Annotated in this window: 20 protein-coding genes and 1 riboswitch; of the genes, 10 read left to right on the forward strand and 10 right to left on the reverse strand. The window is 73.0% G+C overall.

The annotated features are described in order from the left end of the window. Positions 1-33: 33 nt before the first annotated feature. Positions 34-1,539, forward strand: a complete 1,506-nt coding sequence (locus tag ACF1BE_RS00780) for a phytoene desaturase family protein (RefSeq protein WP_392196811.1) — start codon at positions 34-36, stop codon at positions 1,537-1,539. Between the two features lie 43 nt (positions 1,540-1,582). On the opposite strand, the gene ACF1BE_RS00785 is transcribed toward ACF1BE_RS00780, so the two are convergent. The 6 genes from ACF1BE_RS00785 to ACF1BE_RS00810 all read right to left on the reverse strand — a co-directional run bounded on the left by ACF1BE_RS00785 (position 1,583) and on the right by ACF1BE_RS00810 (position 6,478). Next, positions 1,583-2,530 carry a hypothetical protein gene (locus ACF1BE_RS00785; protein WP_392196812.1) on the reverse strand — a complete coding sequence of 316 codons (948 nt, stop codon included), beginning with the start codon at positions 2,528-2,530 and terminating at the stop codon, positions 1,583-1,585. A gap of 54 nt (positions 2,531-2,584) precedes the next feature. Then, entirely contained in the window at positions 2,585-3,508 is a 924-nt protein-coding gene (metF, locus tag ACF1BE_RS00790; protein ID WP_392196813.1) for a methylenetetrahydrofolate reductase [NAD(P)H], read from the reverse strand. 116 nt (positions 3,509-3,624) lie between these two features. Continuing rightward, positions 3,625-4,275 carry a thiamine phosphate synthase gene (gene thiE / locus ACF1BE_RS00795; protein ID WP_392196814.1) on the reverse strand — a complete coding sequence of 217 codons (651 nt, stop codon included), beginning with the start codon at positions 4,273-4,275 and terminating at the stop codon, positions 3,625-3,627. A gap of 88 nt (positions 4,276-4,363) precedes the next feature. Further along, complete coding sequence (locus tag ACF1BE_RS00800; protein WP_392196815.1) at positions 4,364-4,729, reverse strand: Rv2175c family DNA-binding protein; 366 nt, start codon at positions 4,727-4,729, stop codon at positions 4,364-4,366. A 92-nt stretch (positions 4,730-4,821) separates the two neighbouring features. After that, positions 4,822-6,096, reverse strand: a complete 1,275-nt coding sequence (locus ACF1BE_RS00805) for an NAD(P)/FAD-dependent oxidoreductase (RefSeq protein WP_392196816.1) — start codon at positions 6,094-6,096, stop codon at positions 4,822-4,824. A gap of 28 nt (positions 6,097-6,124) precedes the next feature. Next, positions 6,125-6,478 carry a hypothetical protein gene (locus ACF1BE_RS00810; RefSeq protein ID WP_392196817.1) on the reverse strand — a complete coding sequence of 118 codons (354 nt, stop codon included), beginning with the start codon at positions 6,476-6,478 and terminating at the stop codon, positions 6,125-6,127. Between the two features lie 53 nt (positions 6,479-6,531). Next, positions 6,532-6,643: riboswitch (TPP riboswitch) on the forward strand. Here ACF1BE_RS00810 and thiO point away from each other — a divergent pair. The 6 genes from thiO to ACF1BE_RS00840 all read left to right on the forward strand — a co-directional run bounded on the left by thiO (position 6,641) and on the right by ACF1BE_RS00840 (position 12,406). After that, positions 6,641-7,810, forward strand: a complete 1,170-nt coding sequence (gene thiO / locus ACF1BE_RS00815; protein WP_392196818.1) for a glycine oxidase ThiO — start codon at positions 6,641-6,643, stop codon at positions 7,808-7,810. Its footprint overlaps the riboswitch before it by 3 nt. Then, on the forward strand, positions 7,807-8,019 hold the full coding sequence (thiS, locus tag ACF1BE_RS00820) for a sulfur carrier protein ThiS (protein WP_392196819.1): 213 nt from the start codon (positions 7,807-7,809) through the stop codon (positions 8,017-8,019). Before thiO ends, thiS begins: the two co-directional genes overlap by 4 nt. A 3-nt stretch (positions 8,020-8,022) precedes the next feature. Then, entirely contained in the window at positions 8,023-8,817 is a 795-nt protein-coding gene (locus ACF1BE_RS00825; RefSeq protein ID WP_392196820.1) for a thiazole synthase, read from the forward strand. 148 nt (positions 8,818-8,965) lie between these two features. Continuing rightward, complete coding sequence (gene pknB, locus ACF1BE_RS00830; RefSeq protein ID WP_392196821.1) at positions 8,966-10,891, forward strand: Stk1 family PASTA domain-containing Ser/Thr kinase; 1,926 nt, start codon at positions 8,966-8,968, stop codon at positions 10,889-10,891. Positions 10,892-10,948: 57 nt separating this feature from the next. Then, a complete protein-coding gene (locus tag ACF1BE_RS00835; RefSeq protein ID WP_392196822.1) occupies positions 10,949-11,830 on the forward strand; it encodes a deoxyribonuclease IV in 882 nt (293 codons plus the stop codon). An 84-nt stretch (positions 11,831-11,914) separates the two neighbouring features. Then, entirely contained in the window at positions 11,915-12,406 is a 492-nt protein-coding gene (locus tag ACF1BE_RS00840) for a DUF4396 domain-containing protein (protein WP_392196823.1), read from the forward strand. 18 nt (positions 12,407-12,424) lie between these two features. On the opposite strand, the gene ACF1BE_RS00845 is transcribed toward ACF1BE_RS00840, so the two are convergent. Further along, on the reverse strand, positions 12,425-13,057 hold the full coding sequence (locus ACF1BE_RS00845; RefSeq protein ID WP_392196824.1) for a sulfite oxidase-like oxidoreductase: 633 nt from the start codon (positions 13,055-13,057) through the stop codon (positions 12,425-12,427). Positions 13,058-13,232: 175 nt separating this feature from the next. On the opposite strand from ACF1BE_RS00845, the gene bfr reads away from it, so the two are divergent. Next, the gene (bfr, locus tag ACF1BE_RS00850) at positions 13,233-13,712 is read left to right on the forward strand and encodes a bacterioferritin (protein ID WP_392196825.1); all 480 of its coding nucleotides are present in this window, start codon (positions 13,233-13,235) and stop codon (positions 13,710-13,712) included. 12 nt (positions 13,713-13,724) lie between these two features. On the opposite strand, the gene ACF1BE_RS00855 is transcribed toward bfr, so the two are convergent. Continuing rightward, a complete protein-coding gene (locus ACF1BE_RS00855; protein ID WP_392196826.1) occupies positions 13,725-13,958 on the reverse strand; it encodes a bacterioferritin-associated ferredoxin in 234 nt (77 codons plus the stop codon). 139 nt (positions 13,959-14,097) lie between these two features. Next, entirely contained in the window at positions 14,098-15,450 is a 1,353-nt protein-coding gene (locus ACF1BE_RS00860; protein ID WP_392196827.1) for a class II 3-deoxy-7-phosphoheptulonate synthase, read from the reverse strand. Between the two features lie 105 nt (positions 15,451-15,555). Here ACF1BE_RS00860 and ACF1BE_RS00865 point away from each other — a divergent pair, with 105 nt between their 5' ends. Then, positions 15,556-15,612, forward strand: coding sequence for a trp operon leader peptide (locus ACF1BE_RS00865; protein WP_121791294.1), 57 nt, complete (start codon positions 15,556-15,558; stop codon positions 15,610-15,612). Positions 15,613-15,710: 98 nt separating this feature from the next. Then, the gene (locus ACF1BE_RS00870) at positions 15,711-17,600 is read left to right on the forward strand and encodes an anthranilate synthase family protein (protein WP_392196828.1); all 1,890 of its coding nucleotides are present in this window, start codon (positions 15,711-15,713) and stop codon (positions 17,598-17,600) included. A 50-nt stretch (positions 17,601-17,650) separates the two neighbouring features. Here ACF1BE_RS00870 and ACF1BE_RS00875 read toward each other — a convergent pair whose 3' ends face one another. Continuing rightward, positions 17,651-18,679, reverse strand: coding sequence for a 6-phosphofructokinase (locus tag ACF1BE_RS00875; protein ID WP_392196829.1), 1,029 nt, complete (start codon positions 18,677-18,679; stop codon positions 17,651-17,653). Positions 18,680-18,748 lie beyond the last annotated feature (69 nt).

The following is an 18,748-nucleotide window of genomic DNA, read 5'->3' on the forward strand; positions in this document are numbered from 1 at the left end:
GGCTTGTCGGTGGCCCTCGATACAGTCGCAGGCATGGCACGGATTGCGGTGATCGGCGCCGGGATGGGCGCGATGGCGGCTGCCGCCCGGCTGGCCGTCGCGGGCCACCGGGTGACGGTGTACGAACGGACGGAGACGTACGGCGGCGGGGTGCGCCGGTTCGAGCGGGACGGGTTCCGTTTCGACACGGGCCCGGGACTGCTGACACTGCCCGCCGTGTACCGCGACCTGTTCGTCAAGACCGGCAAGGAGCCGCTGGAGGACTGCGTCGAGCTGGTCCAGGTCGACCCGTCGGCCCGGCACGTCTTCGCCGACGGCACCGCGGTGTCCCTGCCGAACGCCTCACGCGCGGGTGTCGTCGCCGCTCTGGACGAAGCGCTGGGCGAGGGGGCGGGCCGGCGCTGGGGCGACTTCCTGGTGCGGGCCCGCGAGGCCTGGGACCGCACGCGCCGGCCGCTGCTGGAGGAGCCGCTGTGGCCCGACTGGCAGGTGCTGGCCGGGAAGGAGCCGTATCCGGCGGTGCCGCACAAGCGGCTGCTGCGCACGCGGACGGCACGCACGGTGGCCGATATCGGCCGGTGGGAGCTGCGCGACGAGCGCCTGGCAGACCTCCTGGACAGTCAGGTGCTCGCGTACGGCCTGGATCCCCGCTCCGTCCCGGCGAGCGCCGCCGTGCTGCCGTACATGGAGCACGCCTTCGGCACCTGGTACGTGCGCGGCGGCATCCGGGAGCTGGCGCGCGCGGTGTACGAGCGGTGTGTGCGGCGGCGGGTGGAGTTCCTCTTCGGCACCGAGGTGACCGGCATCACCGAGAAGGACGGCCGGGCCGCGGGGGTGGAGCTGGCGGACGGCACGGTGGCCGACGCCGACCATGTCGTGGCGGACGTGGACCCGGCGCGACTGCGGGCCCTGACGGAGCGTCCCCTGGACACCGCCGGTGACGTGGGGGCCGAGCCGCTCGCCGCCCCGTTCGCGCGGTTCGCCCTGCTGCTCGCCCTGCGCGGCGCGCCGGAGCCCGGAGCCGTGCACCGCACGGTCGTCCACCCGGCGGCCCCCGAGTCGGAGCTTGACTTCCTGGTCTCCCCGGGCGGAGACGTGCCTCCGCCGCCCACGGTGACCGTGCTGCGCCCCGACGACCCCGCGCTGCGGCCCGACGACGGGCACGAGTCCGTGGTGCTGTCCGCCGTGGTGTCGCCCCAGGCCCCCTGGGATGAGGAGGCCACGGTGCGGCGGTACACCGAGCTGCTCCTCGAAACCGCCGGGCGCGCGATACCCGGTCTGCGGGAGCGCCTGCTGTGGCACGAGGTCCGCGTGCCCGGACACGTCGGGGACGAGACGGGCGCCGGGGCCGTGCCCGCGCCCGCGCTCGCCGCCGGCCGGGGGCGTTTCCTGCGCCCGGGGAACACCACGCGCCTGCCCGGCCTGTACCGGGTGGGCGGCTGGTCCCACCCGGGCGGCGGCCTCCCGCACGCCGGCATGTCGGGCGCGCTGGTGGCCGGGCTGATCGTGGAGGGCCCGGAGTTCCGCGGCTCCCGGTGACCGGCCCGCCGGCGAGCGGGCCCGCCGCTTGCGACCCGGTTGCTCAGAAGCGGTACTGCTCGTCGTACCCGGTGCCGGGCTGCGGCTGCTGGGCGCCCGCCTGGTGCGGATAGGGCTGCTCCTGCGGGAGTGCTCCGCCGTACGTCTCGTCGGTGCGCTGCTGCGGCACCCACACCCCGTCGGCCGGGGTCTCGCCGTAGCCGCCGCCGGCGTACAGGTCCTGGGCGTACCCCTGCTGGCCGTACTGCTGGGAGGGGTCGGTGCCGTAGGAGGCGTCGTAAGGCTGGCTGCCGATGTACGGGTCGGAGTAGTTGGCGTAGGCCTGCTGGCCCGCGCCGTCGTAGCCGTAGTTCTGCTGGCCGTAGCCGGAGTAGTCGTAGGCGTAGCTCTGCTGGGCCGCGCTCTGGGGCTGGGCGTTGTCCGCGTAGGCCGGGGGGCCGCCGTAGACGCCGTATTCGCCGGTGTCGTCGGGGAGGGGCTGCGGCGCGTAGACGTCGCCGGTCCCGGCGCCGGTGGGCTCGGCCGGACGGGAGGGGGGCGGGGTGAAGACGTCGTCGCGGTCGTAGTCGTCGTAGTCACCGGACGCCTGGCCGTGGCCGTGGCTGCCGTGGGCGTCGTAATCCGCGTCCGCGTCGTCGGCGGTGCCCGCGAACTGCGTGCCGGCGCCCTGCGTGTCCGGTTCGCGCCGGTCCGTCCGGCCGCGGCGGCGCTTGCTGCCGCCGTCGGCCTCGGGGCCGGGGCGCTTGACCGCCCAGCCCGAGGCGAAGCCGCGGCGGAACGACAGCGTGACGTAGGTCTGGCCGACCGCGAAGGCGATCGCGCCCAGTCCGATCACGACGACGGACGGGATCAGCACACCGAGCACGACACCGACGAAGCCGGCGAAAGCGAGGAGCCGCCAGCGCAGACGCGCCTTGTACTGCAGCAGTACCTCGCCGAGCAGCCACAGCGCGACGCCGCCGAACGCGATGTAGAGGACCGTCCAGCCCATGTACGCCCCTCTCAGTGGCCGCTCCGCAGTGTGGCGTATCGCGGTGCGGCCGGTCTAGGCCTGCGGGGGGTGGTGCAGGCCCAGGTTCTCGTAGATTTCCAGGGTCGCCGTGGAGTTGTTGAGCGTGATGAAGTGCAGTCCGGGCACTCCCTCGGCCAGCAGCCGTGCGCAGAACTCCGTGGCGAAGTCGATACCGATGGAGCGTACCGCCGCCGGATCGTCCTTCGCTGAGAGGATCCGCTCTTTCAGGGCATCCGGGAAGCGGGCGTTGCTGAGTTTAGGCAACCGTTCCAGCATCTTCACACTGGTGACCGGCAGGATCTCGGGGATGACCGGGGTGTCGCAGGCCGCCGCCGCCACCCGGTCGCGCAGCCGCAGATAGGACTCCGGCTGGAAGAACATCTGTGTGATGGCGTAGTCGGCGCCCGCGCGGCACTTGTCCACGAAGTGCGCGACGTCGGTGTCCCAGTCGGCGGAGCGCGGATGCATCTCCGGGAACGCGGCGACGCCCACGCAGAAGTCGCCCGACTCCTTGATGAGCCGGACGAGGTCGGCGGCGTAGGTCAGGCCCCGGGGGTGGGGCACCCACTCGCCCATGGGGTCGCCGGGCGGGTCGCCGCGGACGGCGAGCATGTTGCGGATGCCGGCGTCCGCGTACTGGCCGATGATGTTGCGCAGTTCGGCGACGGAGTGGTCCACCGCGGTGAGGTGGGCGACCGGGGTCAGCGTGGTGTCGGCGACGATCTGCTGGGTCTCCTTGACCGTGCCCGCGCGGGTGGAGCCGCCGGCGCCGTAGGTCACGGAGACGAAGTCGGGAGCGACCGCCTCGACCCGCCGCAGCGCGCTCCACAGGTTCCGCTCACCCTTGGGGGTCTTCGGCGCCGAGAACTCGAACGAGTAGACCGTCTTGCCGGTGGCGAGCATGTCACGCACGGTACGGGCGCGATCAGTCCTGGTGGACGCGGTTCCGAGGGCCATACCCGCAGGTTAACCAGGGGTGGGCGGTCCCCCAACCGGTCAGCGGATATTCGCCTGAATTATCTGCTTTTTGTCCAGCAGGTGGACAGCGGACACCGACCGGAGCCGGCCGGCCGCTACCGGACCTCACGCAGCCGCTTCGCGAACTCGGCCGCCGCGGCGCCCGGATCGCCGGCCTCGGTGATGGCGCGGACCACGACGACCCGGCGGGCGCCCGCGTCCAGTACCTCGTCCAGGTTGCCGAGGTCGATGCCGCCGATGGCGAACCAGGGACGGTCGGTGCCGAGGGCCGCCGTGTGGCGGACCAGGTCGAGGCCGGGGGCGTGCCGGCCGGGCTTGGTGGGGGTGGGCCAGCAGGGGCCGGTGCAGAAGTAGTCCACGCCCTGCTGGGCGGCGGCAGCGGTGGCCTCGGCCTCGGAGTGCGTGGAGCGGCCGATCAGCACACCGTCGCCGAGGATCGCGCGGGCGGCCGGGACCGGCAGGTCGCCCTGCCCGAGGTGCAGCACGTCGGCGCGGGCGGCGTGGGCGACGTCCGCGCGGTCGTTGACCGCGAGGAGTCTGCCGTGCCGGGCGCAGGCGTCGGCGAGGATCTGGAGGTGTTCCAGCTCCTCGGCGGCCTCCATGCCCTTGTCGCGCAGCTGCACGATGTCGACACCGCCGGCCAGGACCGCGTCCAGGAACTCCGGCAGGTCGCCCTGGCGCTCGCGGGCGTCCGTGCACAGGTACAGCCGGGCGTCGGCGAGCGCGGCGCGGGCGGTGTCGGACATGGGTGGGTCCCCCCGTGGTCGGTGTGTCTGACGGTCCGGGTGGCGTGCGGGCGTGGGGCCCGCACGCCACCCCCTGGTGCGGGCCGCCTCAGACGGCGAGCGCCTGGGCGCGGCGCTTCACCTCCGTGCCGCGATTCTCGCTCAGGGCCTGCGCGGGGGTGCCGGGCAGGCTCGGGTCGGGGGTGAAGAGCCACTCGATCATCTCTTCGTCGGTGAAGCCGTCGTCCCGCAGGAGCGTCAGGGTCCCGGCCAGGCCCTTGACGACCTTGTCCTCGTCGATGAAGGCGGCGGGGACGTGCAGCGCCCTGTTCTCACCTCGGCGTACGGCGATGAGCTGGCCGTCCTTGACCAGCTGCCGCACACGCGTCACCTCGACACCGAACATCTCGGCGATGTCGGGCAGGGTGAGCCAGGCGGGGACGAGAGCATCGATCTTTGCGTCAATCTCGGTCACAGGACAAGCCTGCCATCCCCCACCGACAGTCGGAAGCCAGGTGGGTCCACCCGGGCCGTCGTGCCGGGCCGGTCAGTGGGCGCAGGGGGTCCTCATGCGGGCCGGCCGGCCGGCCCCGGCCGGTCGGTGCCGGCGTCCTTCAGGGGGCGGCTCGGGTCGGCCAGTGCGTGGGCGTCCATCCGCCGGCCCGCCTCGATCAGCCGTCGTCCCTGCGCCAGATCCCGGGGGCGGCCGACCGCCAGCAGGGCCACCAGCCGGTCTTCGCGCAGCCAGCACACCGTCCAGGCCGGTCCCGCCGGGTCGCCGCGCCAGACCAGGTGGTCGGCGGCGGCGTGGTGGCCGGCGTGCTGTACGAACCGGCCGAACTGCTCGGACCAGAAGTACGGCACCGGGTCGTAGGTCTGGGGGGTGTCGCCGAGGTGGCCGGCGGCGAGGATGTTCGCGGCCACCGTGCGCGGGCCCTGGAGGGCGTTGTCCCAGTGGTGGACGAGCAGCCGTTCGCCGTAGCGGGCCGACGGGAAGGAGGCGCAGTCGCCGACGGCGTACACGTCCGGCAGGGAGGTGCGCAGGTGGGCGTCGGCGAGGACCTCGCCGTGCGCGCCCAGCTCGATGTCTGAGCCGGCCAGCCAGGCGGTGGCAGGGCGGGCGCCGATGCCGACGACGACGGCGCCGGCGGGCAGCCGTGTGCCGTCGGCGAGCAGCACCGCGCCGGGCTCGACGCGCTCCACGCGCGCGTGGGTGCGCAGTTCCACGCCCGCGTCGGCGTACCAGGCGGCCATGGGGGCGGCGACCTCGGCGGGCAGGGCGCCGGCGAGCGGGCGGTCCGCGGCCTCGACGACGGTCACCGCGCAGCCCGCCTCGCGGGCGGCGGTGGCGAACTCGGCGCCGATCCAGCCGGCGCCGACGACCACGACGTCGTGCTGCCGGGCGAGGACCGGCCGCAGCCGTTCGGCGTCGTCCAGGGTGCGCAGCAGGTGCACGCCGGGCATGTCCTCGGTGCCGGGCAGGGTGACGGGTTCGGCGCCGGTGGCGAGGACCAGGACGTCGTACGGCACCGGGCCCGCGCCGGTGTCCAGTTCGTGGTCGGCGGGGCGCAGGCCCCGCACCTCGCAGCCCAGGCGCAGCTCGACGCCGAGGGACTCGAAGTCCACGTCGAAGGCGGATCCCTCGGCCTTGCCGAGCAGGACGGCCTTCGACAGCGGCGGCCGGTCGTACGGCTGGTGGGGCTCGGCCCCGATGACGGTCACCGCGCCCCGGAAGCCCTGTTCCCGCAGGGCGACCGCGGTCTGGACCCCGGCCATGCCCGCGCCGACGACGACCACGCGCGGTCCCTGCGACGTGTCCTCTTGCGCTGTCTGCTCGCTCACCCGGTCACCATAGTCAGGTGACGTTCCGTCAGTCAGGGGGCGTGCTCGTGACCTGTTCCACAACGCTCGTGCCGGAGCCCGGCCGGGACTCCCACTCCCAGGTCTCCTCCAGTCGCACCCGCCCGTCGGGCAGCTCCACGACCGTGGACGCGCAGCGCCCCGAGGCGGTCGTCCCGTCGGTCCTCAGCTGCACGTACCGGAAGTCCAGCCGGTCGCCGTCGCGGGTGCCGACCAGGTGGCCCCGTACGACGTCGCCGCCCGCGTACTCGGCCCAGATCGCGCCGTCGTCCTCGTGGTAGGCGAACCGGGTGCGGGTGCCCACCTGACCTGGGGCCTGATCCGCCACGGGGGCGAAACGCAGTCCGTCGAGCGAGCGGGCCATGGCGGAGGGCTCCCTTACGCGTGGTGAGCGGGGCGGGCTAGGGTGGCCACCGTACAAGCACTCGCGGGAGCCCGGACGCACCGGGCTGAGAGGGAGGCTGGCGGCCTCCGACCGTACGAACCTGATCCGGGTCATGCCGGCGAAGGGAGGGGCTGGACGCCCATGTCGTCACGTACGTCCGACGTCCTCGTCATCGGGGGCGGGATCATCGGCCTGGTCACGGCCTGGCGGGCCGCGCAACGCGGGCTCGCCACGGCCGTGGTGGACCCCGAACCGGGTGGCGGGGCGGCCCGGGTCGCGGCCGGGATGCTCGCCGCGGTCACCGAACTGCACTACGGCGAGGAGACGTTGCTCGCCCTCAACCTGGAGTCGGCCCGCCGGTACCCGGAGTTCGTGGCCGAGCTGACCGAGCTGACCGGCCACGACCCCGGCTACCGCCGCTGCGGCACCCTCGCCGTCGCGCTCGACGCCGACGACCGTGCCCACCTGCGGGACCTGCACGCCCTGCAGCAGCGCTCGGGGCTCGCCTCCGAGTGGCTGTCCGGACGGGAGTGCCGGCGCCTGGAGCCGATGCTGGCGCCCGGGGTGCGCGGCGGCCTGCGGGTCGACGGCGACCACCAGGTCGACCCGCGGCGGCTGTCGGCGGCCCTGATGGCGGCGTGCGAGCGGGCCGGCGTGGTGTTCCACCACGCGTGGGCCGAGCGGCTGGACGTCGCGGGGGGCCGGGCCGCCGGGGTCACCACGGCGGACGGGACCGGGCTGCGCGCCGGTCAGGTGGTTCTCGCGGCGGGGAGCCTGAGCGGGCGGCTCGCGGGCCTGCCGGAGGAGCTGCGGCCCCCGGTCCGGCCGGTCAAGGGGCAGGTGCTGCGGCTGGCCGTACCGCGCCGGTTCGCGCCGTTCCTGAGCCGTACCGTGCGCGCGGTGGTCCGCGGCAGCCAGGTCTACCTGGTGCCCCGGGAGAACGGCGAGCTGGTCGTCGGCGCCACCAGCGAGGAGCTGGGCTGGGACACGACGGTCACGGCGGGGGGCGTGTACGAGCTGCTGCGCGACGCCCACGAGCTGGTGCCCGGCATCACCGAGCTGCCGCTCACCGAGACCCGGGCCGGGCTGCGGCCCGCCTCCCCCGACAACGCGCCGCTGCTCGGCCCGTCCGGCCTGGACGGACTGCTGCTCGCCACCGGGCACCACCGCAACGGGGTGCTGCTCACGCCGGTGACCGGGGACGTGCTGGCGCACACCCTGGTCACCGGCGACCTTCCTCAGGAGGCACGTCCGTTCACCCCGCGGCGGTTCGGCGCCGCGCCCGTGGAACAGCTGGAGCAGCCCGCATGAGTGATTCCGTCACCATCTCCGTCAACGGCGAACCCCGCCGCATCGTCCCGGGCACCGCGCTCGACACCCTGGTGGGGTCCCTCACCACGGCGCCGCGCGGGGTGGCCGCCGCCGTCAACGAGACCGTCGTCCCGCGCGCGCGGTGGGCGGCGACCCCTCTCGACGCGGGCGACCGCGTCGAGGTCCTCACCGCCGTGCAGGGAGGCTGAGCGATGGCCGACGATCTTCTGGTTCTCGGTGGGCTGACCCTGTCGTCCCGGCTGATCATGGGCACCGGAGGGGCGCCCAGTCTGGACGTGCTGGAGCGCTCGCTCGTCGCCTCCGGCACGGAGCTGACCACGGTCGCGATGCGCCGGGTGGACCCTGCCGTGCACGGCTCGGTGCTGTCCGTGCTGGAACGGCTCGGCATACGGGTGCTGCCGAACACGGCGGGCTGCTTCACCGCCGGCGAGGCCGTGCTGACCGCCCGGCTGGCCCGGGAGGCGCTGGGCACGGACCTGATCAAGCTGGAGGTCATCGCCGACGAGCGGACGCTGCTGCCGGACCCGGTGGAGCTGCTGGAGGCCGCGGAGACGCTGGTCGACGAGGGGTTCACGGTGCTGCCGTACTGCAACGACGACCCCGTCCTCGCGCGGAAGCTGGAGGACGCCGGCTGCGCGGCGGTGATGCCGCTGGGCTCGCCGATCGGGTCCGGGCTCGGTATCCGCAACCCGCACAACTTCCAGCTGATCGTGGAGCACGCGCGCGTGCCGGTCATCCTGGACGCGGGGGCCGGTACGGCGTCCGACGCGGCCCTCGCGATGGAGCTGGGCTGTGCCGGGGTGATGCTGGCGTCCGCGGTGACGCGGGCGCAGGAGCCGGAGCTGATGGCCACGGCCATGAAGCACGCCGTGGAGGCGGGGCGGCTGGCCCGGCGGGCCGGGCGGATCCCGCGCCGCCACTTCGCCGAGGCCTCCTCCCCGGCCGCGGGCCTGGCCCGCCTGGACCCTGAGCGGCCCGCCTTCTAGGACCGTGCTGACGGAGCGGGGCCGGCTCCGGCCGGTCCCGCCTCCCGCGGGGCTCCGGGTCGCGTGACAGTCACAGCTCTGCTGCATTCCGCCGCCCGGGGCACCGCGGCCGGCGTCGGCGTCGGTGGGTCCTCGTAGACTCCCCTGCGTGGATACGACCCTTCAGGACCCCCTCGTCGGTCAGGTGCTCGACGGCCGCTACCGCGTCGACGCGCGGGTCGCGGCCGGCGGGATGGCCACGGTCTACCGGGCCCTGGACACCCGCCTGGACCGCGTCCTCGCGCTGAAGGTGATGCACCCGGCGCTCGCGGTCGACGGGTCCTTCGTCGAGCGGTTCATCCGGGAGGCGAAGTCCGTCGCCCGGCTGGACCACCCCAACGTGGTGCAGGTCTTCGACCAGGGCACCGACGGGTCGTACGTGTACCTGGCGATGGAGTACGTCGCCGGGTGCACCCTGCGGGACGTGCTGCGCGAGCGGGGTGCCGTGCAGCCGCGGGCCGCGCTGGACATCCTGGAGCCGGTGCTGGCCGCGCTCGGCGCCGCCCACCTGGCCGGGTTCGTGCACCGGGACATGAAGCCCGAGAACGTGCTGATAGGGGACGACGGCCGGGTGAAGGTGGCCGACTTCGGGCTGGTGCGCTCCGTGGACACGGTGACCAGTACGACGGGCGCCGTCCTCGGGACCGTCTCCTACCTCGCCCCCGAGCAGATCGAGCAGGGCACCGCCGACCCGCGCGTCGACGTGTACGCGTGCGGTGTGGTCCTGTACGAGATGCTGACGGGCGGCAAGCCGCACGCCGGCGGATCGCCGGCCCAGGTGCTCTACCGGCACATCCACGAGGACGTACCGCCGCCCTCCGCGCTCGTGCCCGGGCTGCCGTACCAGCTGGACGAGCTGGTGGCGTCGGCCACCGCGCGGACCCCGGACGTCCGGCCGCACGACGCCGTGGCACTCCTCCTCCAGGTGCGCGAGGCCCGCGAGGGCCTGACCGACGAGCAGCTGGACGCGCTGCCGCCGCAGGCGCTGACCGCGGAGCACGACAACGCCGGTGACCGTACGAGCGTGATCCCGCGCTCGCTGACCGTGCCCCGGCCGCTGCCCGTCGACGGCGACGCCCCCGCGGACGTCACCGACCGCACCGCCCGCTTCGCGAGCCCGCCGCCGCCTCCCCGGCGGCGCCCGGCGCGGCCCCGGCGCACGGTGCTGGCGGTCGTCGCGGCGGTGCTGGTGGTGTTCGGCGTGGGCGCCGGGGTCTGGTACATCAACTCCGGCCAGTTCACCGAGGTCCCGCCGCTGCTGGCGAAGACCGAGCCGCAGGCGACGGCGCGGCTGAAGGACGCCGGGCTCGACGTCGGGCAGGTCAGGCACGCGTACAACGACACGGTCAGGCGCGGCACGGTCATCAGCAGCGACCCGGCGCCCGGTGCCCGGATCCGGGACCACGACGCGGTGGCGCTGACCGTGTCGCTGGGTCCGAAGACGGTGAAGGTGCCCGACGTGGCGGGCCGCCCGCTGGCGCAGGCGCAGGCGCGGCTGAAGGCGGACGGTCTGGAGGCGGGCATGGTCACGCGCGCGTTCAGCGACGACGTGCCCAGGGGGTCGGTGATCGGTACGACCCCGGACGCGGGCACCGAGCGGCATGCCGGGTCGGCGATCGCGCTGACCGTCAGCAAGGGCAGCCCCATCGACGTGCCGGACGTCACCGGCGAGGACGTGGACGGCGCGAAGCAGGAGCTGTCGGACGCGGGGCTGACCGTGCGGATCGCCACCGGGCGGGTCCACTCCTCGTACGACAGGGGCAAGGTGGCCGCCCAGAGCCCGCGGGACGGCGGGAAGGCCGCCGAGGGCGACACGGTGACGCTGACGCTGTCCAGGGGCCCGGAGATGATCAAGGTCCCGGACGTGGTCGGGGACAGCGTGGACGACGCGCACAAGCGGCTGGAGGCCGCCGGTTTCGAGGTCGACGACGACCGTGGGCTGCTCGGACTGTTCGGCGACACCGTGAAGAAGCAGTCGGTGGCCGGCGGTGACAGGGCGCCCAAGGGGGCGACGATCACGATCACCATCCGGTGAGCGGGGTCACCGTGGACCGCGGTCCGGGCGCCGGGCCGCGCATGACACCCTGAACGGGTGAGTCCCGAACCGTCGCCCCTCCTCCCCCGCAACCCGGTCGGCAGCCATGTGCCCGTGGCCGGCGGCCTGCACTCCGTGGGCCTGTCGTACGCCCGTGAGCTGAGGGCCGAGGCCGTGCAGGTCTTCGTCGCCAACCCGCGCGGCTGGGCCACGCCCGCCGGGAACCCGCGGCAGGACGAGGCGTTCCGCGCGGCGTGCGCCGAGGAGTCGGTACCGGCGTACGTCCACGCCCCCTACCTGATCAACTTCGGCTCCCACACCGAGGCGACCGTGGAGCGGTCGGTGGAGTCGCTGCGGCACTCGCTGCGGCGCGGGCGGGAGATCGGGGCGCTGGGCGTGGTCGTGCACACCGGGAGCGCGACCGGCGGACGGGCGCGGGAGGTGGCGCTGAAGCAGGTCCGGGAGCACCTGCTGCCGCTGCTGGACGAGCTGACCCACGACGACGACCCGTTCCTGCTGCTGGAGTCGACCGCCGGACAGGGCGCCTCGCTGTGCTCGCGGACCTGGGACTTCGGGCCGTACTTCGAGGCGCTGGACGCGCATCCGAAGCTGGGCGTGTGCCTGGACACCTGCCACGTCTTCGCCGCCGGGCACGACCTGACCGGGCGGGACGGCATGCACCGCACCCTGGATCTGCTGGTGGACACGGTCGGCGAGGGCCGGCTGAGGCTGATCCACGCCAACGACTCCAAGGACGTCGCGGGGGCGCACAAGGACCGGCACGAGAACATCGGCGCCGGCCACATCGGCGAGGATCCGTTCCGTGCCCTGATGACCCATCCGGCGACGGAGGGCGTGCCGCTGGTCATCGAGACGCCGGGCGGCCGGGAGGGCCACGCGGCGGACGTGGAACGGCTGAAGAAACTCCGGGATTCCTGACCCCGTCCGGAAACCCGGGAATACCCCCCAGGGGTACCTGGTTCCTCCGGACGACAGGAACCGTCACTCGGCTCGGGGGAAACCATGGACCACACCCACACCGGCCACGAACACCAGCGCCACGAGCACACCGGCCCCACGGCCACCTGGCCGACGGCGGTCCGCGCCACGCTGCACTGCCTGACCGGCTGCGCGATCGGCGAGGTGCTCGGCATGGTCGTGGGCACCGCGTTCGGATGGGGCAACCTGCCGACCACGCTGCTGGCGATCGTCCTGGCCTTCTTCTTCGGCTACTCGCTCACCCTGCGCGGAGTCCTGCGCGCCGGGGTGGACCTCCGTACGGCCGTCCGGGTGGCGCTGGCCGCCGACACCCTGTCCATCGCCGTGATGGAGCTGATCGACAACGGTGTGATCGTGCTCTGGCCGTCCGCGATGGACGCGGCGCTCGGCGATCCGCTGTTCTGGATCTCGCTCGCGGTGTCGCTCGTGATCGCCTTCCTGGTGACCACACCGGTCAACAGGTGGACGATTTCGCGGGGCAGGGGGCACGCGGTGGTGCACCAGTACCATCACTGACCCCCCACGCGGCTGGAGTCACAGCTCGGGGCCGTCGCCGGGCTCCTCCTGGTAGGAGTAGCGCTGCTCCTTCCAGGGGTCCCCGATGTTGTGGTAGCCACGCTCCTCCCAGAAGCCGCGGCGGTCGGCCGTCATGTACTCCACGCCCCGGACCCACTTGGGCCCCTTCCAGGCGTACAGGTGCGGCACGATCAGGCGGACCGGAAAGCCGTGCTCGGCGGTGAGCAGTTCACCGTCCTTGTGGGTGGCGAAGATCGTGCGGTCGGAGGCGAAGTCCGCGAGGCGCAGGTTCGAGCTGAAGCCGTACTCCGCCCAGACCATCACATGGGTGACGTCCGGCGCGGGCGGCGCGAGGTCCAGGATCGTGCGGGCCGGGATGCCTCCCCACTCCGCGCCGGTCATGCTGAACTTCGTCACGCAGTGCAGGTCGGCGACCACGGTGGTGTACGGCAGCGCCGTGAACTCCTCGTGGTCCCAGGTGCGCTTGTCGCCGTCGGCGGTGGCGCCGAAGATCCGGAACTCCCAGCGCTCGGGCCGGAACTTGGGCACCGGCCCGTAGTGCGTGACCGGCCAGCCGCGCTGGAGCCGCTGACCCGGCGGAAGCCCGGAACCTGCCGCCGCCCCCGACTCTCGCTCCACCGGATGACCCATGTATCCATCCTGACAGACCTCGGGCGATGCCCTTGACCACCCGTACGCGATCCGAACAACTGGCGACAACTCGGTACATACTCACTAAGTACGCACTTACTGGATGTTCTTCGTCGCCGGTGCGATCATGCCGCCGCACACCTCCCCCGTCCCCCGTGTGGAAGGAGCCGCTGCGATGCAGGGCGACCCCGAGGTCATCGAGTTCCTCAACGAGCAGCTCACCGGCGAGCTGACCGCCATCAACCAGTACTTCCTGCACGCCAAGATGCAGGAGAACTTCGGCTGGACGAAGCTCGCCAAGTACACGCGGCACGAGTCGTTCGACGAGATGAAGCACGCCGAAGTGCTCACCGACCGGATCCTGTTCCTGGAGGGGCTGCCCAACTACCAGCGGCTGTTCCATGTCCGGGTGGGGCAGACGGTCCGGGAGATGTTCGAGGCCGACCGGCAGGTCGAGGCGGAGGCGATCGACCGCCTCAGGCGTGGCATCAGGGTGATGCGCGAAAAGGGTGACATCACGTCCGCGAACATCTTCGAGGCCATCCTCGCCGACGAGGAGCACCACATCGACTACCTGGACACCCAGCTGGAACTGCTGGAGAAACTCGGCGAGGCTCTCTACATCGCCCAGGTGATCGAGCAGCCGGAGAGCTGAGCCGCGCCGCGGCTACGCGGCGTCCGCGATCTCCGCGAGGGCCGGCCGGCCCTGGTCGGCCGGCTCGGGGCGCGGGCAGGCGCCCCGGCCGAGGATGGCCTGGATGCGGCGGACGCAGGAACCGCAGTCGGTGCCGGCCTTGCAGGCGGAGGCGACCTGGCGCGGGGTGCAGGCGCCGTTCTCCGCGTGCCGCTTGACCTGGGCCTCCGTGATGCCGAAGCAGCTGCACACGTACACGCGGTTCACCTCCCGACGGGATCGCTGTTCTCCTGCCGCCCCGTTCCCGGTGAGGCAAACCTAACCTTACCCATACCGGCGGGACCCGCAAAGGGCGAGGGGCGCGGATCGCATGTGATCCGCGCCCCAGGAGGTCAGTGCTCCCCGGTCACTGGTCCCGGTACATCTCGGCCACGAGGAACGCGAGGTCCAGCGACTGGCTGCGGTTCAGCCGCGGGTCGCAGGCCGTCTCGTAGCGCTGGTGCAGGTCGTCGACGAAGATCTCGTCGCCGCCGCCCACGCACTCGGTGACGTCGTCACCGGTCAGCTCCACGTGGATGCCGCCCGGGTGGGTGCCGAGCGCCTTGTGGACCTCGAAGAAGCCCTTGACCTCGTCGAGCACGTCGTCGAAGCGGCGGGTCTTGTGGCCGGAGGCCGCCTCGAAGGTGTTGCCGTGCATCGGGTCGGTCACCCAGGCCACCGTCGCACCCGACGCCGTGACCTTCTCCAGCAGCTCGGGGAGCCGGTCGCGGATCTTGTCGGCGCCCATGCGGACGATGAAGGTCAGCCGGCCCGGCTCCCGCTCCGGGTCGAGGCGGTCGATGTACCGCAGCGCCTCCTCGGCCGTGGTGGTCGGGCCGAGCTTGATGCCGATCGGGTTGCGGATCTGCGAGGCGAACTCGATGTGCGCGCCGTCCAGCTGCCGGGTGCGCTCACCGATCCAGACCATGTGCGCGGAGACGTCGTACAGCTTGCCGGTGCGGGAGTCGACCCGGGTCAGGGCGGACTCGTAGTCCAGCAGCAGCGCCTCGTGCGAGGAGAAGAACTCGACGGTCTTGAACTCCTCCGGGTCCGTGCCGCAGGCCCGCATGAAGTTCAGCGCGTTGTCGATCTCCCGCGCGAGCTGCTCGTAGCGCTGGCCCGACGGCGAGGTCCGCACGAAGTCCTGGTTCCAGGCGTGCACCTGGCGCAGGTCGGCATAACCGCCGGTGGTGAAGGCGCGGACCAGGTTCAGCGTGGAGGCCGAGGCGTTGTACATGCGCTTCAGCCGCTCGGGGTCCGGGATACGGGACTCGGGGGTGAAGTCGAAGCCGTTGACCGAGTCGCCCCGGTACACCGGCAGGGTGACACCGTCGCGGGTCTCGGTCGGCTTGGAACGGGGCTTGGAGTACTGCCCCGCGATACGGCCGACCTTCACCACCGGCACGGAGGCCGCGTAGGTGAGGACGGCGCCCATCTGGAGCAGCGTCTTCAGCTTGTTGCGGATGTGGTCGGCCGACACCCCGTCGAAGGCCTCGGCGCAGTCGCCGCCCTGGAGGAGGAACGCCTCTCCCTTGGCGACGGCCGCCATCCGGGCGCGCAGCTGGTCGCACTCGCCCGCGAAGACGAGCGGCGGATACGACTCGAGGTCCGCGATCGCTGCGCGCAGGGCCTCGGCGTCGGGGTACTCGGGCTGCTGCGCCGCGGGCAGGTCTCGCCAGGTGTTGCCAGCGCTCGGGCTGGTCTTAGCGTTCACGGTCACCCCACAAACACTACGGGGTCGTGTCGAATGATTTTGTCCTGGCTCGAAGAATGAGACGCGGAGATTACTACCTGGACACCGCGGGGGTGAGGTAGGGTTTTTCGCATGTTCGCGCCGTCGATCCAGAACTGGTGGTGGACCGCTTCTCCGGCGGCCCGCTGATCGCGCGTACCCACACTTCGCGAAGGCCGCCCGAGGGGCGGCCTTCGGCGTTCCCGGGCCGTTCCTCTCCGTCAGACGATCGAGAAGGAATCCGCCCCGTGCACCTGAAGGACCTGCTCTCCGACCCCCGCCCCTTCGCCCTGCTCCGCCGCCGCACCCCCGGCCACGACGAGCGGACGGTGGAGGTGCTGCTCGGCCCGGTGACCCACCGTGAGCGGCTCGCCGACCTCCCCGGCGAGGGGCTCGCCCTCGTCCCGTTCCGGCAGATCCGCGAACGCGGCTTCGACGTCCGCGACGACGGCACCCCGCTGCTCGTCCTCACCCCCGAGGAGACGCACACGCTCTCCCTTGACGAGGCACTCGCGCAGCTGCCCGCGCACGACGTGCGGGTCGAGGACGGCGGATTCGACGTGGCCGACGAGGAGTACGCGCGGATCGTCGGCCGCGTGCTGCGCGAGGAGATCGGCCGGGGCGAGGGCGCGAACTTCGTGATCCGGCGCACGTACGAGGGCCGGATCCCCGGCTTCGGCCGCGCGGACGCGCTCGCGCTGTTCCGGCGGCTGCTGGTGGGCGAGCGCGGCGCGTACTGGACGTTCGTCGTGCACACCGGGCCGGAGGCGGGCGGCCGGACGCTGGTCGGCGCCAGCCCGGAGGTGCACGTCCGGATGTCCGGGGGGACGGTCGTGATGAATCCGATCAGCGGGACGTACCGCTATCCCGCCGGGGGCCCGACGCCGGAGCACCTGCTCTCCTTCCTCGCCGACGGCAAGGAGACCGAGGAGCTGTCGATGGTCGTCGACGAGGAACTGAAGATGATGTGCACCGTCGGCGACATGGGCGGGGTCGTCGTCGGGCCGCGGCTGAAGGAGATGGCGCACCTGGCGCACACCGAGTACGAGCTGCGCGGCAGGTCGTCCCTGGACGTGCGGGAGGTGCTGCGCGAGACCATGTTCGCGGCGACCGTCACCGGGTCGCCGGTGCAGAACGCCTGCCGGGTCATCGAGCGGTACGAGCCCGTCGGGCCGGACGGCACGGGCCGCGGGTACTACGCCGGTGCGCTGGCGCTGCTCGGCCGGGATTCCGGGGGCGCGCAGACCCTCGACTCCCCCATCCTCATCCGCACCGCCGACATCGGTGCCGACGGCCGGGTGCGCGTCCCGGTCGGGGCGACGCTGGTGCGCGGCTCCGACCCGGCGGGCGAGGTCGCGGAGACCCACGCCAAGGCGGCGGGCGTACTGGCCGCCCTCGGGGTCAGGCCGGCCCCGCCGCGCCCCGAGCACGGGCGGCCCCGGCTCGCCGACGACCCGCGGGTGCGGGCCGCGCTGGACGGGCGGCGGGCCGCGCTCGCCCCGTTCTGGCTGCGGATGCAGGACCGCGCGCCGGAGTCCGCCGGGCACGCCCTCGTGGTCGACGGCGAGGACACGTTCACCGCGATGCTGGCGCACGTGCTGCGCTCGGACGGCCTCGGGGTGACCGTACGGCGCTACGACGAGCCGGGGCTGCGGGCGGCCGTGCTCGCGCACGAGGGACCGGTGGTGCTCGGTCCCGGTCCGGGTGACCCCCGCGACGCGGCCGACCCGAAGATGCGGTTCCTGCGGACGCTCACCGCCGACGTGCTGCGGGAGCACCGGCACGGGGTGCTGGGCGTCTGTCTGGGCCATGAGCTGATCGCGGCCGAGCTGGGCCTGGACCTCGTCCGCAAGGAGGCGCCCCACCAGGGCGCGCAGACGGTGATCGACCTGTTCGGGCGGCCGGAGACCGTCGGCTTCTACAACAGCTTCGCCGCCCGCTGCGACGACGGGGCGGCCCACGGGCTGGCCGCCCGCGGCGTGGAGGTGAGCCGGGCGGCCGACGGCGAGGTGCACGCCCTGCGGGGGCCCGGGTTCGCCGGGGTGCAGTTCCACCCGGAGTCGGTCCTCACCCTGAACGGCGCGGCGGTCGTCCACGAGCTGCTCGACCGGCTGCGCGGGGCGAGCAGGACGGCGTAGACCGGACAGGGCCCGGGGACCGTGCGCGGTCCCCGGGCCCGGCCTGGGGCTCAGCCGAAGAACACGCCGACCTCCCGGTACAGCCCCGGGTCCACCGTCTTCAGCCTGGCCGTCGCCTCGGCGAGGGGGACGCGGACGATGTCGGTGGCGCGCAGGGCGACCATCGTGCCGAAGTCGCCGTCGTGGACGCAGTCGACGGCGTGCAGGCCGAAGCGGGTGGCGAGCCAGCGGTCGTAGGCGCTGGGGGTGCCGCCGCGCTGGACGTGGCCGAGGACCGTGGTGCGGGCCTCCTTGCCGGTACGCCGCTCGATCTCCTTGGCCAGCCACTCGCCCACCCCGGACAGCCGGACGTGCCCGAAGGAGTCCATCGACCCGTCCTTGAGCACCATGGCGCCGTCCTTGGGCATGGCGCCCTCGGCGACGACCACGATCGGCGCGTACGACGCCCGGAAGCGGGAGGTCACCCAGCCGCAGACCTGCTCGATGTCGAAGCGCTGCTCGGGGATGAGGATGACGTTGGCGCCGCCGGCCAGGCCCGAGTGCAGGGCGATCCAGCCGGCGTGCCGGCCCATCACCTCCACCACCAGGACCCGCATGTGGGACTCGGCGGTGGTGTGCAGCCGGTCGATGGCCTCGGTGGCGATGTTGACGGCGGTGTCGAAGCCGAAGGTGTAGTCGGTGGCGGACAGGTCGTTGTCTATCGTCTTGGGCACTCCGACGCAGGGCACCCCGTACGCGTCCGACAGCCGCGCGGCGACGCCCAGGGTGTCCTCGCCGCCGATCACGACGAGGGCCTGGACGTCCAGCTTGGCCAGGTTGTCCTTGATCCGGCGGATGCCGTCGGCCACCTTGAGGGGGTTGGTCCGCGAGGAGCCGAGGATGGTGCCACCGCGGGGCAGGATGCCGCGCACCGCGGGGATGCCGAGGGGGACGGTGTCGCCTTCGAGGGGGCCGCGCCAGCCGTCCCGGAAGCCGACGAAGTCATAGCCGTACTCCTGCACGCCCTTGCGGACGATGCCCCGGATGACGGCGTTGAGCCCGGGGCAGTCGCCGCCTCCGGTCAGTACTCCGACCCGCATGGGGAAGTCCCTTCTCCGCGGTTGCCTGACGACCGGTCACGCTAATGGTGAGTCAGGTCACACGGGAGG

The sequence above is a fragment of the Streptomyces sp. NPDC014991 genome (assembly GCF_043080665.1).
In the GTDB taxonomy this organism is placed as follows: domain Bacteria; phylum Actinomycetota; class Actinomycetes; order Streptomycetales; family Streptomycetaceae; genus Streptomyces.

Coding starts and splice junctions, on each gene's coding strand:
- ACF1BE_RS00780 (WP_392196811.1), top strand. CDS start 34: ATGGCACGGATTGCGGTGATCGGCGCCGGGATGGGCGCGATGGCGGCT.
- ACF1BE_RS00785 (WP_392196812.1), bottom strand. CDS start 2,530: ATGGGCTGGACGGTCCTCTACATCGCGTTCGGCGGCGTCGCGCTGTGG.
- metF (WP_392196813.1), bottom strand. CDS start 3,508: ATGGCCCTCGGAACCGCGTCCACCAGGACTGATCGCGCCCGTACCGTG.
- thiE (WP_392196814.1), bottom strand. CDS start 4,275: ATGTCCGACACCGCCCGCGCCGCGCTCGCCGACGCCCGGCTGTACCTG.
- ACF1BE_RS00810 (WP_392196817.1), bottom strand. CDS start 6,478: ATGGCCCGCTCGCTCGACGGACTGCGTTTCGCCCCCGTGGCGGATCAG.
- thiO (WP_392196818.1), top strand. CDS start 6,641: ATGTCGTCACGTACGTCCGACGTCCTCGTCATCGGGGGCGGGATCATC.
- thiS (WP_392196819.1), top strand. CDS start 7,807: ATGAGTGATTCCGTCACCATCTCCGTCAACGGCGAACCCCGCCGCATC.
- ACF1BE_RS00825 (WP_392196820.1), top strand. CDS start 8,023: ATGGCCGACGATCTTCTGGTTCTCGGTGGGCTGACCCTGTCGTCCCGG.
- ACF1BE_RS00840 (WP_392196823.1), top strand. CDS start 11,915: ATGGACCACACCCACACCGGCCACGAACACCAGCGCCACGAGCACACC.
- ACF1BE_RS00845 (WP_392196824.1), bottom strand. CDS start 13,057: ATGGGTCATCCGGTGGAGCGAGAGTCGGGGGCGGCGGCAGGTTCCGGG.
- bfr (WP_392196825.1), top strand. CDS start 13,233: ATGCAGGGCGACCCCGAGGTCATCGAGTTCCTCAACGAGCAGCTCACC.
- ACF1BE_RS00875 (WP_392196829.1), bottom strand. CDS start 18,679: ATGCGGGTCGGAGTACTGACCGGAGGCGGCGACTGCCCCGGGCTCAAC.